The organism is Microbulbifer regidiadema (SeqCode) (assembly GCF_052467605.1).
On the sequence record NZ_CP174316.1, the window covers coordinates 2011958 to 2025707 of the forward strand.

The 13750-nt window shown below is 49.1% G+C and carries 14 protein-coding genes; 5 read left to right on the top strand and 9 right to left on the bottom strand.

The genetic code is table 11. The features are described 5' to 3' along the window. The first annotated feature begins 95 nt into the window (after nt 1–95). The 3 genes from ACJJIF_RS09455 (at nt 96) to ACJJIF_RS09465 (ending at nt 2525) form a co-directional block, all read left to right on the top strand. Entirely contained in the window at nt 96–362 is a 267-nt protein-coding gene (locus ACJJIF_RS09455; RefSeq protein ID WP_444931967.1) for a PepSY domain-containing protein, read from the top strand. 248 nt (nt 363–610) lie between these two features. Next, nucleotides 611–2056 carry a coniferyl aldehyde dehydrogenase gene (locus ACJJIF_RS09460; protein WP_444931968.1) on the top strand — a complete coding sequence of 482 codons (1446 nt, stop codon included), beginning with the start codon at nt 611–613 and terminating at the stop codon, nt 2054–2056. Between the two features lie 163 nt (nt 2057–2219). Then, complete coding sequence (locus ACJJIF_RS09465; protein WP_444931969.1) at nt 2220–2525, top strand: hypothetical protein; 306 nt, start codon at nt 2220–2222, stop codon at nt 2523–2525. Nucleotides 2526–2641: 116 nt separating this feature from the next. Here ACJJIF_RS09465 and ACJJIF_RS09470 read toward each other — a convergent pair whose 3' ends face one another. The 5 genes from ACJJIF_RS09470 to ACJJIF_RS09490 all read right to left on the bottom strand — a co-directional run bounded on the left by ACJJIF_RS09470 (nt 2642) and on the right by ACJJIF_RS09490 (nt 6588). After that, a complete protein-coding gene (locus ACJJIF_RS09470; protein ID WP_444931970.1) occupies nt 2642–3640 on the bottom strand; it encodes an AraC family transcriptional regulator in 999 nt (332 codons plus the stop codon). An 18-nt stretch (nt 3641–3658) separates the two neighbouring features. Further along, nucleotides 3659–4432 (bottom strand): SDR family NAD(P)-dependent oxidoreductase, encoded by a 774-nt coding sequence (locus ACJJIF_RS09475; RefSeq protein ID WP_444931971.1) that lies wholly within the window; start codon nt 4430–4432, stop codon nt 3659–3661. 200 nt (nt 4433–4632) lie between these two features. After that, the gene (locus ACJJIF_RS09480) at nt 4633–5745 is read right to left on the bottom strand and encodes a serine hydrolase domain-containing protein (protein ID WP_444931972.1); all 1113 of its coding nucleotides are present in this window, start codon (nt 5743–5745) and stop codon (nt 4633–4635) included. Nucleotides 5746–5867: 122 nt separating this feature from the next. Beyond that, the gene (locus ACJJIF_RS09485; protein ID WP_444931973.1) at nt 5868–6170 is read right to left on the bottom strand and encodes a PaaI family thioesterase; all 303 of its coding nucleotides are present in this window, start codon (nt 6168–6170) and stop codon (nt 5868–5870) included. Between the two features lie 217 nt (nt 6171–6387). Then, nucleotides 6388–6588, bottom strand: coding sequence for a phospholipase A (locus ACJJIF_RS09490; RefSeq protein WP_444932335.1), 201 nt, complete (start codon nt 6586–6588; stop codon nt 6388–6390). 777 nt (nt 6589–7365) lie between these two features. On the opposite strand from ACJJIF_RS09490, the gene ACJJIF_RS09495 reads away from it, so the two are divergent. Continuing rightward, complete coding sequence (locus ACJJIF_RS09495; RefSeq protein WP_444931974.1) at nt 7366–8928, top strand: hypothetical protein; 1563 nt, start codon at nt 7366–7368, stop codon at nt 8926–8928. A 141-nt stretch (nt 8929–9069) separates the two neighbouring features. Here ACJJIF_RS09495 and ACJJIF_RS09500 read toward each other — a convergent pair whose 3' ends face one another. The 4 genes from ACJJIF_RS09500 to ACJJIF_RS09515 all read right to left on the bottom strand — a co-directional run bounded on the left by ACJJIF_RS09500 (nt 9070) and on the right by ACJJIF_RS09515 (nt 12409). Further along, a complete protein-coding gene (locus ACJJIF_RS09500) occupies nt 9070–9486 on the bottom strand; it encodes a PaaI family thioesterase (RefSeq protein ID WP_444931975.1) in 417 nt (138 codons plus the stop codon). Nucleotides 9487–9725: 239 nt separating this feature from the next. Then, nucleotides 9726–11366 carry a chaperonin GroEL gene (gene groL, locus ACJJIF_RS09505; RefSeq protein ID WP_444931976.1) on the bottom strand — a complete coding sequence of 547 codons (1641 nt, stop codon included), beginning with the start codon at nt 11364–11366 and terminating at the stop codon, nt 9726–9728. 48 nt (nt 11367–11414) lie between these two features. Next, nucleotides 11415–11708, bottom strand: coding sequence for a co-chaperone GroES (locus ACJJIF_RS09510; RefSeq protein ID WP_020412315.1), 294 nt, complete (start codon nt 11706–11708; stop codon nt 11415–11417). Between the two features lie 215 nt (nt 11709–11923). After that, on the bottom strand, nt 11924–12409 hold the full coding sequence (locus ACJJIF_RS09515) for an FxsA family protein (RefSeq protein WP_444931977.1): 486 nt from the start codon (nt 12407–12409) through the stop codon (nt 11924–11926). A gap of 143 nt (nt 12410–12552) precedes the next feature. Here ACJJIF_RS09515 and cfa point away from each other — a divergent pair, with 143 nt between their 5' ends. Then, a complete protein-coding gene (gene cfa, locus ACJJIF_RS09520) occupies nt 12553–13701 on the top strand; it encodes a cyclopropane fatty acyl phospholipid synthase (RefSeq protein WP_444931978.1) in 1149 nt (382 codons plus the stop codon). Nucleotides 13702–13750: the final 49 nt, after the last annotated feature.

Genomic DNA, 13750 nt, shown 5'->3' on the forward strand with positions numbered 1-13750 from the left:
CTGTACCCCCCCACTGAGATAGCGATAAATAGATAGGCATCAGAGCACCCGACTAAAGGGGGATTTGTTTCACAGAACAGCGAGGTAATTGCACCATGCAACCTATTCGCAAGCTGTTGCTGGCCATTATCGCCGCCACAGCAGCACCCTGCGCACTCGCCGATGAAAAGCCCCCACCCGGCGCTATGGCCCTCTCCACCGTGTTAACCAAATTGGAACAGCGGGGCTATACCCCAATCGTTGAGGTGGATCTGGACAAGGGCAAGTGGAAGGTAGCAGCCTTCAAGACGGGCCAGAAGTACCAGCTGCTGGTAGACCCAAACTCTGCCGAGATTTTATCGGAAAAGCCCGATAGCGATTGACGCTTGCAGCTCCCTCCCAGTCCGGCCGGTGGATACAGCCGACCCCAAAATCGATTCACTTCTCATATATTGATGTAATCTGCGCCATAAATGCCCTGGCAAAACAAACTCGACCATCCCCCGGATAAAATTTGCTCTCCAGACATCAAAGGGATTTACCGAATTGGATAAGTCCCTGACGGGATTGGTCAACCACTCCGCAGCAATTTCGTTTAGTCTTGCTGGGGTCAACGCCACAGGATAATAAAATGACAACACAAACCCTGACTCGGCAGGATGCAGACAAAGCCGTACTGCAAAGCTATTACGACAATCAACGCCGCGCCTACCTGGCCAACCCAGCCCCCAACTACCCACAGCGTATCCAGGATCTTAAAACCCTTGCACAGCTCCTGCGCGATCAGCAGGAAGCCATTATCCAGGCAATCATTAACGACTACGGCAGTCGCGCCCGGGAAGAAATACTGCTCTATGATATTTACCCGGCCCTCTCCGGAATTAAAGAGACTATCAAGCGCCTAAAGAAATGGATGAAGCCCAGCCGTCGACATACAGATTTTAAGTCCTACCCGCTGTCCAAGAATCGGGTTATCCCACAGCCCCTGGGGATAATTGGCGTCATAGTACCGTGGAACTTCCCGGTAAACTTAAGCTTCTCACCGCTGACCAGTATTTTCGCTGCGGGCAACCAGGCGATGGTCAAGATGTCCACCAATTCCAAGCACCTGGCCAAATTACTCAGGAGCATTAGCCAGCAGTATTTCCCCGAGGAAAAACTTGTTTTTATTGCCGATACCGATGAAATAGGCCCGCTGTTTTCCAGCCTTAAGTTTGACCACCTGATCTTTACCGGCTCCAGTAATACCGGTCGCGCAGTAATGCGCTCCGCCGCAGAAAACCTAACGCCCGTCACCCTGGAGCTCGGCGGAAAATCGCCGGCCATTGTCGCGCCGGATTACCCCATCCAAAAAGCAGCCGAGCAACTGATTTGCTGGAAATTAGTCAACGCCGGGCAGATCTGTGTCAATGTGGATTATCTCTTTTTACCGGAAGAGCACCTTGAAACGTTTATCGAGCAGGCCAAACTCTGTGTGCAAAAGCGTTACCCCAATTTCAACAACCAGGATTACACCTCTATTATCGATGACAACGCTTATCAACGGCTCTGGGCAACGCTGGATGATGCCAAGGCCAAAGGCGCCAAAGCGATCGATTTGAGTGCGGGCAAACTGGACAGGGAGAATAAACAGCGTAAATTCCCCCCGCATATCCTTATCAATGTGGATAGTGATATGCTGGCAATGCAACGGGAAATTTTTGGCCCCCTATTACCGATTATCACCTACTCCAAACCGGACGAGGTTATCGAATATATTAATGCCCGGCCGAGGCCGCTGGCCATTTATCCCTATACCCACGATAAAACCCTACAAGATTTGTATATCGATAAAGTGATGTCTGGGGGCGTCTCCGTAAATAATTGTGTGCTGCACGTTGGCCAGCACGATATTCCATTTGGCGGTGTAGGTGAAAGTGGTATGGGCCATTACCACGGTTACGAGGGATTTCTGACGTTTTCTAAACTGCGCCCCATTTTTTACCAGGGGCCCATTGATCTACTGAAATTACTGCGTCCCCCTTATGGCAAAGTCGCAGAGCGTGTTATCAATTTTATGCTAAAGCTCACCCGCTAATTTCCTAAGCCCCCACATCATAGCAGTCCGGTAACCTCTGTTACCGGACTATGCACCGCTACAGCAGCTCCCTGATCAAGCCAAAATTACTGCGCTGCACTGGCGCTGCGATAATCCCTGGTCCAAACTATCACTATGGCTTGTTAGCAGTTGGGAGCCGTAGATGATTTTTCTTACCGCCATAGCTTTAGTTGGCAACCTTACCAACCCCATCCCCCCCGGTCTCAACCCCAATGCACCCGCTCCCATCTACGACAGCCCCGACGTCTATGGTGCAGAGCCCTCGGTCATCGCCCTAGATTTATCTACGATTAAAGCAATACTGCACGGTCTGGGATTTAATCCTATCACCGAGATCGAGTTTGTCGGCGGGCGCTGGAAAGTCCGGGCAATCTATGGCGGAGAGCTAAGGGCATTAGAGGTCAATCCCGATAATGGGATTATTATTGCTGACTGGCCAGCCAATTAAGCGAAAATTGATTCGCAGGGGATATTTACCCCTTACTATGGCAACCCGTTTTATCCGCAAAGCGTTACGGGGAAAGCCGATTAATTTAAAACCGCCGCACATCGTTTAAGGACTCCTTAGTGAATGGAGTCCCGGTATTGTAGCGGTGTCATTCCTTTCCAACCCCGGTAGGCCCGAATAAAGGAGTTGGGCTCCTTAAAACCCAGCAGAAAGGAAATCTCCCCCAGGTGAAGGCTCGACTTGGCCAGGTAGTGATCGGCTAAATTTGATCTCACCCCCTGCAACACCGTTTGAAAGGTCTGCTCCTCCTCGCCCAGTTTGCGCTGCAAGGTTCTCTTACTGATCGCCAGACGCTCAGAGACAGCGTCGATTGAACTCTCGCCAGCTGGCAATAACTCCATCAACACAGAGCCGACCCGCTCTCCCATGGTGGCTTCGCTCTTCAGGTCTTTTAGCTGCTGGCTCAATTGACCTTCAAAAAAATCCCACATAGATGCATTGGCAGTCAGGAAGGGTTTTTGGGCATCTTGCGCCGCGAAACAAATTCTTACCCGATCCGACTGTTTCAGTGAGCAACCCAAAAACTCCCCATAAGGCGCTTGATCTTCCGGTAACTGTGGTAACGCCAATTCCAGCGGCTGGATTTTTTCCCGGGTTCCCAACCGCGCTAAACGGATATAAAAGATTAACTCACTCAAACCCAGAGCGGCGGGGATATTTCCATCACTGCCATAGCACTCTAAATTGAGCTTTGTATACTCTTCGGTAATATCCAAATGTAATTCCATTGGGCCAATCAAGGGCTTGTACTGCTGTATGCGCAGTAATGCCTGATTTAGGTTGGCACTGCACAAGCTCGCAAATACCGGCGGATCAAAAGACTCAGCGGTAAGGTGCTCTGCCAAGAGCAGCGGTAGCGGTCTATCCGTTGAAGCCCGATCAATACCACACCAAAAGCGGAAGTACTCCACCGGTGTAAGTGTCACAGAGTCTCGCCGCAATAAATCCGCAGGCAGCCCCGCATAAGCTAGAGCCAGGGCTGAATCGATATTCATATCGTGCAATATCAACTTCCAACTGGGAGGTACCGAAAATTTAGCAGCGCGTTTGATCATTACTAGGTCCACTTGCGATCAAGACTTTTCCATTGTCTGACGGGAAAACTTCAGCACCATTCTACGGGGCAGCAACGGCATTATCCAATTGAGAAATACTTTAAGGCGCATCTCATTAAAGGCGACCAAGTCCCCGCGCTCCATAGCCAGGTAACCGCAACGGGCAACGGACTCCGCTGAACGGGCATTTTTCCAGATATCCACCCCCTGAAGATCGCCAGCTGCCACAAACCCTGTGGCTACGGCGCCGGGACACAAGGCGGTTACGGTTACACCAGTACCTTTCAATTCCTCGGCCAGTGCTTGGCTAAAGGAAGTGACATAGGCTTTAGTGGCATAGTAAACCGCCTGTAAAGGGCCGGGAATAAAAGAAGCGGTGGATGAAATATTGAGGATACGACCGCTATTGCGGCCAACCATACCTTTGATATACAGGTGGGTGAGATTGGTGGGGGAAACCATATTCACCTGCATCATACTCTGCTCAGCTTCCAGGTTTCGCTGGTGGAAGAGACCGTGACCACCAAAGCCCGCGTTGTTGATCAGGATATCCACCTCCACGCCCTCGCTTTGTGTTCGCGCAAAAATTCTCTGCGCGGACAATGGATCAGAAAGATCTTCAGCAATGACCATGGCCTGGATACCAAACTCCCTCTCCAGCTGCTGTTTCAGCGCTACGAGCTTCCCTTCAGATCGCGCGACCAAAACCAAGTTACCGCCTTTAGCCGCGTGTATTCTGGCCAGTTCAAGACCAATCCCCCCGGAAGCTCCGGTAATGAGTGCCGTTTCCATCAGTCTGTCTCTCAAGTATGTATCTTGAGGCCAGTATATGATCAGAAGGCGCCACCCAAGAATCCGATGGTGCCAAGTGGCTATCCAATCATGTCATTATTGATAAGTAGATCGCGGCCACTCACGGTGACCTGAGCCTAACATCTGTAGTCTTCAAGGCCCTTGCGGAATTATTCAGAAGCTCTTTAGGTAAGAACTGACTACTCTCTAAGAGCCCGACTTCTTTCCAACCCTTTAGCCCCTAAAACAATTTCCTTTAACTCAAAAGTTAAATCTCTTATTGGGAAGGGGCGAATATTGGCCAGCACAATAATCGTAATATTATCTTCCGTATAACGGTGGAAATTTGACAAAAACCCATCCATTGAGCCCCCGTGACGTATAAGAGTTCCATAATCATCCTCTGACTTACTGCGCTGATACTCTTGGATTCTGAAGCCATAGCCATAGTTGCCAAAAGATTCACCCTCCCCAGAAAACAATTTATCTCTGCTTGCTTTAGATAAGAAACCTGTGTCGTATAGTGACTGCTGCCAAATATAGAGGTCCTCAACAGTTGAGTACACATCGCCAGAGCCCAGTGCATATGAAACTATATTTTCATCCCGCTCAATTCCAAAGAGATTCTTCCGATAGCCATTTGCTCTATTACCTGGCGTGTTGCTCAGTCTTTCTACACCCGTATCGTTCATGTTTAGCGGTGCAAAGATTAAATCTTTAGTAGCTTGCGCATAACTTTTCCCTGTGACATTTTCAATGGCAATAGCCGCCAAGTGATAGTTTAGGTTTGAGTATTGATATTGAGAACCGGGAGTAAAAGACCGCTGAGATTTATTTATTATTGCCAATATTTCATCAGAGGTTACATCTTTATATTCAAAACTGACCAACCGTTCCAGATGCTGAGGCAATCCCGACTGGTGCTTCATCAATAGATGTAAAGTTAGACCATCTGCAAGCTCACGCTTTAAATTTGGAATATACTCTATGATAGGCGCATGTAAATTGAGCTTCTTTTGCTCAACCAACTTCATGACCGCAACCGCAGTTATAGATTTTGTCAACGAACCAATCAAGAATTTCTTGTCAGTTGTATTTCTGTTTTTGTTAGATGTGTCTGCATAACCATACGCTGTTTCAAAAAAGACCTCATCATCCCTTGCAATAAGGATTACACCTTGAAAATTTTCCCTATCAACATATTCTCGAATGTGCCCATCTAACTGCCCCTCCAACGCCACCTTTGACTCTGAATAGCCAAATGGAATAAAACCAACAAGAAGCACAAAAAATAGAGTAACTTTATTTATCATATTTACCTCCCTATAAAAAGATAGAGTCAACATTCAGCAACCTGAATCTCTCAGAGCCTAAAAAACTATCTTTTTTACGCCCATAACACCAAACCCGACACGACTATTTCAAGGAAATTATCTTAAATAGCCTCAACTGAACCGATCATGGCTGGGCGAATAAATTGCGCCTTCAGTTCCAATGTTGGAGCAAACTGACCGACAGGCAGAGAAAAAACAAGTGCTGACCCCATTACGTCATCGAGCATTGCACATAGAAATCCACCTTGTATTGTTCCGGCAGGATTTAAAAACGACTCCCCGGCACAGAAGCGAGCTTTCATCTCCATTGCTTCACGTGAATAGCTTATCAGCTCAAACCCCAAAGTTTTCGCACCTTCAGGCACAGGTAAGTCCCCAGACTTAACCATTTCAAAGATATCCATATCCCCTCACAGACTTTATCTCTCTTCTAGAACCTATTACAAAACCCTAAAGAAACCCAAACAACGATACCCGCTCGAAGCCCTCCACTCTGCACAATATCTGCCTCAATTTTATAGCACATTAACTTAGCAATAACAGCCTGCACTTATCACTTATATATTCAGAGCTAAAATTACCACATTGGGATCGCTATTTTTCTGAAAGCGGCTTTACTATTCATATCTCACCATAACCGTTGAAATAGCGGATATAACCATCCACCCGGCTCTCGCCCCATGTCAACTCTACTTCACCGTGGCTGTCAGAGCGGAGGTTGTTGCGCAGCATCAGCGCAAATGTATGATCGCCATCTCGGTAACAGCCACCAAACTCAAAGTGCCCGAGGTAATATTCTATTAGGCAGCGCTTGTGCAGGATTTATGGACTCTCCTCCGCACCGCTAAGAAATGTGGCATCAAGCAGTCTTTCCGTATGGGCCTGTGGAGAGGGTACGACTAAAGCAATAGAAGAAAATAGTGTGAGCCCGGACAAATACTTCTTAGTACGTAGGACAAAATTCTCCCCCCAGTTATCTATTACGTACTGATAGCAAGCCTACTCCGAAGGGCGTTAAAAGCCCCACTACAGAACAACCCAGAAAGCTCCTGATTAAATAAGTCTTTTTTTACTAGATAGACTGACCAGCCTCTCAAGCTGACTTTGGTGAAAGGAGCGCTAAAGTGTTGCGGCCAAGGGGCCTTTAGGCTGGTAAGAAATAGCGGCCAATTTCCGCTAGCACTCTATTAGATTTTCCTGCCTACCTAATGATAATGCCGCCGGATAGGCAAGGGATATTAAGAGTTTTCTATTTAGTGACGGGGCAATAATTTCCCTCCAAACTTCTTTACTAGCTTTTCCAAACTTCCTTCTTATAGCTACACGCCCATTTATAGTTGATGCTTGCCAAGAGTAATTGACCCGCTTATACGCAGCGACTTGAGAATAGCTCTAAATATTCAGCAGTTCATTATCACCTGTAAACTAGCGTCAGTATATCTCACCCTGAGAACCTTTAGAGATGGAAGCCACGCCACCAACCCATCGCTGCTGCCCCCATTTTTACCTGGATCAGCACTTGGAATGGTAGATTTAAAATTTCCACAATGGAATATTTAAGGCGCCTCCAAATAACTCATTAGTTAAAAGGAATTTTCAATGAAAGTTATCAAGCCTTTGGTCGCAGCCATTTTAGCAGCAATACACTGTGGTGCTGTCGCAGACAATAATGTCAGTGACATATCCCAGCTGGGCACCCTAAACACGGCCCTAACTGACCAGTCTGATCCTACAGTTAGTGGAAACTACATAATTGTGACCCAAGAAGGCAGTGGCAATCTCTCAGGGGCTGAACAGGCAACCAGCACTACCAACAGCACGATCACACACATACAAATTGATGATAATAATGAAGCACTTTCTGCACAGGAGGCTATTACCAACAACGGTACCCTACTGATTAACCAGCAGGGGGATATGAATGAAGCCGAATCCGTTCAGTCAGACGATATAGAGTTCTCAGGAATCACTATAAACCAGAGCGGCGACTCAAATGCCGCTCTTTCTACCCAAGAAACAGAGGTTACTCTCAGCCAAACCCTAGTGACTCAAGTGGGAGATCTGAACACGGCGGAAACTATGCAGGATGAGACCATCGAAAATAGCTCCATTATAGTGAATCAATCGGGGGAGGATAATAACTTTGAATCCAGACAACAAAACCAGATTGCGACCAGCACTATTACTTCCAGCCAAGTGGGATTATTAAACACCGCTGACCTGGATCAGGTCGATAGCATAGACTCCAGCCTAATCAGCGTTAACCAAGATGGTGATATGAACGATGTACAAGCACAGCTTGTGTCTACGATCTCCTCCAGCAGCATAGTCGTCAATCAGCTTGGCGATGACAACACCGCAGATATAGACCAGTTCAATATAGTTTCTTCAGCAGTCAGCGTTATCAATCAGCTTGGCTCATCTAATGATGCGAGTATAAATCAGACCACTGAAGTTTCTTTTAGTACCATCACGACTGTTCAGTCCGGTATGAATAATGATGTCGATGCCGAGCAAACTAGTGAGGTTACCGACAGCACTATCGCTATTAACCAATACAACATGGATAATAGTGCAACCGTAGAGCAAACGGATTTGGTTTCCCTCAGCTCAATTATTATCTCGCAGACGGGTGATATGAATGATACTGAAGTGGTTCAAGAGGAAGAGGTTTCTTCAACAGCGGCCACGGTTACACAAGCTGGCAGTATGAATTTCGCCAGTATCGATCAGAATATCCTGATCGATTCATCCAGCGCTATTGTGAGCCAATCTGGAGACAGCAATAACGCACAAATTACGCAAATAGATGGCTTGGTTTCATTCAGTACTATTACCATCAGTCAAGTTGGCACGAATAATATGGCGGATGCTGAACAGGATGGCCTTATCAGCAACAGCTTTATTAATATCGCCCAGTCAGGCACGGATAACAGCGCAGATATAGCGCAAGATACATTGGTAGACGCCAGCAGCGTAACTGCAGTACAGACTGGCACGCAAAATTCGCTGACGGTATTACAGATGGATCTAATGTCATCTAATATTTCTATCACCCAGAACGGGGATATGAATACTGCCGACACGACGCAATTCAATGACTTCCAAACCGCTTCCGCAACCCAATTAGGTACAGGCAATACTGGAATAATCCTACAGTAATTTCAAAGTTGACCGGCACTTACAGCTAAAAATCTGGAATCTTTCTCAGGGATTCCAGATTTTTCTAACCTTTAAGCGCGGTAATTCAGATGCACTCCGACGACTGCCAGCTGCGCAAATAGCACAGGGTCCATCAAGAAATTACGATAATTTCTCTTTTATCAAAATAGTCGCCGTTGCCCTCGCAATAAGCTTCCCCTCTTGAAGAAGCTCTCCTTCCAGAAAGCAGACAGTTCCACCTCTAGATACAACTCTGCCAACACCCTCAACTGGCCCCACTTTAGCTGGGCGAACAAATTGAGTCTTTAGCTCTAGTGTCGGAGCAAACTGACCAATATTCAGGGAAAATACCAACGCAGGACCCATTACGTCGTCGAGCATTGCACATAGAAACCCACCCTGTATTGTTCCCGCAGGGTTTAAGAATGACTCCCTGGCAAAAAATCGGGCTTTCATCTCCATTTTTTCACGTGAATAGCTTATCAACTCAAATCCCAGAGTTTTCGCACACTCAGGTACTGGCAGATCCCCCGACTCAACCATTTCGTAGATATCCATATTTTCGCACCGATTCCATTCTATATTTGTTATTTCAACTTAAGTCAGATTCACCATCACTTACCAGCCCTGCTCCACTCGATGTTGCTGCTGCCCTGTATCACACCAAGTTCCAGCAGTTAAGTGCTCTCACCTACACCAATTCACACCTTGGATAAATCTGCCCCCAGTAAACCACTTTCCCCAGGGCAAAAAAAAGCCCCGCAATTGCGGGGCTTTTCGATAGGCTTAAGGCCGGCTTACATCATGCCGCCCATACCGCCCATGCCACCCATACCGCTCATGTCAGGAGCAGCCGGCTTTTCTTCCGGGATTTCTGCAACCATGGCTTCGGTGGTGATCATCAGACCAGCGATAGAAGCTGCCGCTTGCAGTGCAGAGCGGGTTACTTTAGCCGGGTCCAGGATACCCATTTCCAGCATGTCGCCGTACTCACCAGTAGCAGCGTTGTAACCGAAGTTGCCTTCGCCTTGCTTGATCTTGTCAACAACTACGGAAGCTTCGTCACCAGCGTTGGAAACGATTTGACGCAGCGGCATTTCCATAGCGCGCAGAGCAGCGGCGATGCCGTGGTTCTGGTCTTCGTTGTCGCCAGTTACAGAGATAGCCTGAGTAGCGCGAACCAGAGCGGTACCACCGCCAGGTACTACGCCTTCCTCTACCGCAGCGCGAGTAGCGTGCAGGGCGTCTTCAACGCGGGCTTTCTTCTCTTTCATTTCCACTTCAGTCGCGGCGCCAACTTTGATTACCGCTACACCGCCAGCCAGCTTGGCTACGCGCTCTTGCAGCTTCTCTTTGTCGTAGTCGGAAGAGGATTCTTCGATCTGTGCACGGATCTGGCCAACGCGCGCTTCGATGTCTTTCACATCGCCAGCACCGTCAACGATAACAGTGTTTTCTTTCGACAGGGTTACGCGCTTAGCGGTACCCAGGTGCTCCAGAGTAGTGCCTTCCAGCTCCAGACCAACTTCTTCAGAAATTACAGTACCGCCAGTCAGGATAGCGATGTCTTGCAGCATAGCCTTGCGACGATCGCCGAAGCCCGGTGCTTTAACCGCAGCAACTTTAACAATGCCGCGCATGCTGTTTACAACCAGAGTTGCCAGCGCTTCGCCTTCTACGTCTTCAGCGATGATCAGCAGCGGCTTGGAAGCTTTAGCTACTTGCTCCAGCAGCGGCAGCAGGTCGCGGATGTTGGAGATTTTCTTGTCTACCAGCAGGATGAACGGGCTGTCCAGCTCGGCAGTCATGTTCTCTTGGTTGGTGATGAAGTAAGGAGACAGGTAGCCGCGATCGAACTGCATACCTTCTACTACGTCCAGCTCGTTTTCCAGGCCGGAACCTTCTTCAACGGTGATAACGCCTTCTTTACCCACTTTTTCCATGGCTTCGGCGATGATAGTACCAACGTTCTCGTCGCTGTTTGCGGAGATAGTACCTACCTGAGCGATAGACTTGGTGTCGGCGCAAGGCGTGGACAGACCAGCGATGTGGTCAACCGCTGCGGTTACCGCTTTGTCGATACCGCGCTTCAGGTCCATCGGGTTGAAGCCAGCAGCTACGGATTTCAGGCCTTCGGTTACGATCGCCTGAGCCAGAACGGTAGCGGTGGTGGTGCCGTCACCAGCGGTGTCGGAAGCTTTGGAAGCCACTTCCTTAACCATCTGTGCGCCCATGTTTTCGAACTTGTCTTTCAGTTCGATTTCTTTCGCTACGGAAACACCGTCTTTAGTTACGGTAGGAGCGCCGAAGGACTTGTCCAGAACAACGTTGCGGCCTTTCGGGCCCAGGGTAGTTTTAACTGCGTCTGCCAGAATGTTTACGCCTTTCAGCATTTTCTGACGAGCGTCATCACCAAAAATTACGTCTTTAGCTGCCATGATTCTAATTCCTCAAATTCTTTTTGCGAGTAAAGTTAAAGGCTTGTCTTAGCCTTCCAACACGCCGTAGATATCACCTTCGCTCATGATGATCAGCTCTTCGCCTTCCACCTTGAGGGTATTGCTGTCGGCATAGCGACCGAAAACAACAGTGTCACCTACCTTCACAGACAGTGCGCGAACGTCGCCATTGTCCAGCTGCTTGCCCTCACCCACGGCTACCACTTCACCTTGGTTCGGCTTTTCTTTGGCAGCGCCTGGCAGCACGATACCGCCAGCTGACATCGCTTCTTCTTCCTTACGGCGTACTACGACGCGGTCGTGTAAAGGACGAATTTTCATGGATAAGTTCTCCATTGAGTCGTTTTAATGGTTTCCAACATGGGCGGTACTGGCCCTTGGGGCCGGTAACCTCACCCCTCTCCGTTCTCCAGAGGCGGGGCTTAATTCTTAGCTGAACCCTATCTAAGGGCGGGAATAAGGATTTCAACACCAACAGGTAAAAAAACTGCACAGCAAATTCTTACTGCGGGCATTTTGTATACTTTTTAGCCGAATTAGGGCTTGGGACGCTTGTCTTCAACGGAGTGCTTAGCCTCCGCCGTGCGCTTTTCATCCCGTGAGTACTCCCCCTCGATAATGTCATCGCCGCGCTTTTGCTGCGGCGACTGAGTGAAGTCCTGAGGGGGCACCACACTGATATGACGAAGAATAAAACCGAGCAACAGGTTTCTGAGCCCGGGGATCAGGCAAATAAATCCGAAGAAGTCAGTAATAAAACCCGGGGTGAGCAACAGCACCCCACCGACGGCGAGGAATATCCCCTCGACCATCTCTTTCGCGGGAATATTTCCGCTGCGCATCTTCTCCTGAGCCCGCAGCAGGGTAGAGATTCCCTGACGGCGAAGCAGTGTCAGTCCAGCCACAGCTGTCAAAATAACCAGGCCGATTGTTGGTAAGGCGCCAATTTCACTCCCTACGGCGATCAATACCCACATTTCGAGTACAGGGAGAGCTATAAATAGAAGTAGTAATGGGCGCATCGGGGGAATTCCTAGTTAACCAGCTTCGCAGAAAGCCGGGACAATCACATTTTTTCAATATGCTGTAATAAATGGAGCGGGGAGGCAAATTATTCAAGGGCGCCTCCTTCAACCCAATAATAATGAGACCAAGGGAGAGTTGAATGACTAGCGAACAGCAGAATGCGGTAGAGGTTCCCGCTATCGGCCGCAGTCGCCATTTGCTGGGCGATATTTTGGCAAAAGCAGATATTCAAATAAATGGGGAGAGGCCCTGGGACCTTCAGCTCCACCGGGAGGCTGCCCAGGATGAGATTATAGCCCGCCACAGCTTGGGACTGGGGGAGAGCTATATGCGCGGCGACTGGGATGCCCAGGATCTCGATCAATTTTTCCACCGCTTACTCGGTGCTAGAATCCCGCAAGACTACCGAAACTGGCGTCAGTCCTGGCGCGCCCTGCGCAGCTATTTAATCAACTTGCAGAGCAAGAACCGCTCTTTCAACGTTGGCGAGCAACACTATGATCTCGGCAATGAGTTCTACAGCACAATGCTGGACAGTCGCCTCACCTATAGCTGTGGCTACTGGAAAGAAGCGCAGACTCTCGATCAGGCCCAGGAAGCCAAACTGGACTTGATCTGCCGCAAACTGGAACTTAAACCGGGGATGCGCCTGCTGGATATCGGCTGCGGCTGGGGCAGCCTGATTGGCTACGCTGCGCAAAAGTATCAGGTCGAGTGCGTCGGCGTGACTATTTCCCGCGAACAGCAGGCCTATGTGACAGAGCGCTATGGGGGGCTGCCCATTACGGTCTCACTACAGGATTACCGCGAACTCCAGGAACCCTTCGACCGCATCGCCAGTGTGGGAATGTTTGAGCATGTCGGGCGCAAGAACTACCGCACCTTTATGGAAACAGCGGAGCGCTGCCTGAAGAAAGACGGACTGATGCTGCTGCACACCATCGGCAACAATCAGCGCAGTGCTTCCACCGACTTGTGGACCGAGAAGTACATTTTTCCCGGTGGCGAACTTCCCTCTATCGGGCAGTTGGGGGATGCCGCCGATCACCTGCTGGTGTGCGAGGACCTACACAACTTCGGCTACGACTACGATAGAACCCTGATGGCCTGGCACAAAAATTTTGAGGAACACTGGCCGCGCTTTGCCGACCACTACGGCCAGCGCTTCTACAGGATGTGGCGCTACTACCTATTGTCTTACGCCGGCGCCTTCCGGGCCCGCTCACTACAGCTGTGGCAACTGATGTACTCGAAGTTCCGCGCCGGCGGCGTGACACGTGTGAGTTGAGCCCCCTCTGGCTCAAATTAATGCGGGCATAAAAAAAGGGTGAACAGCG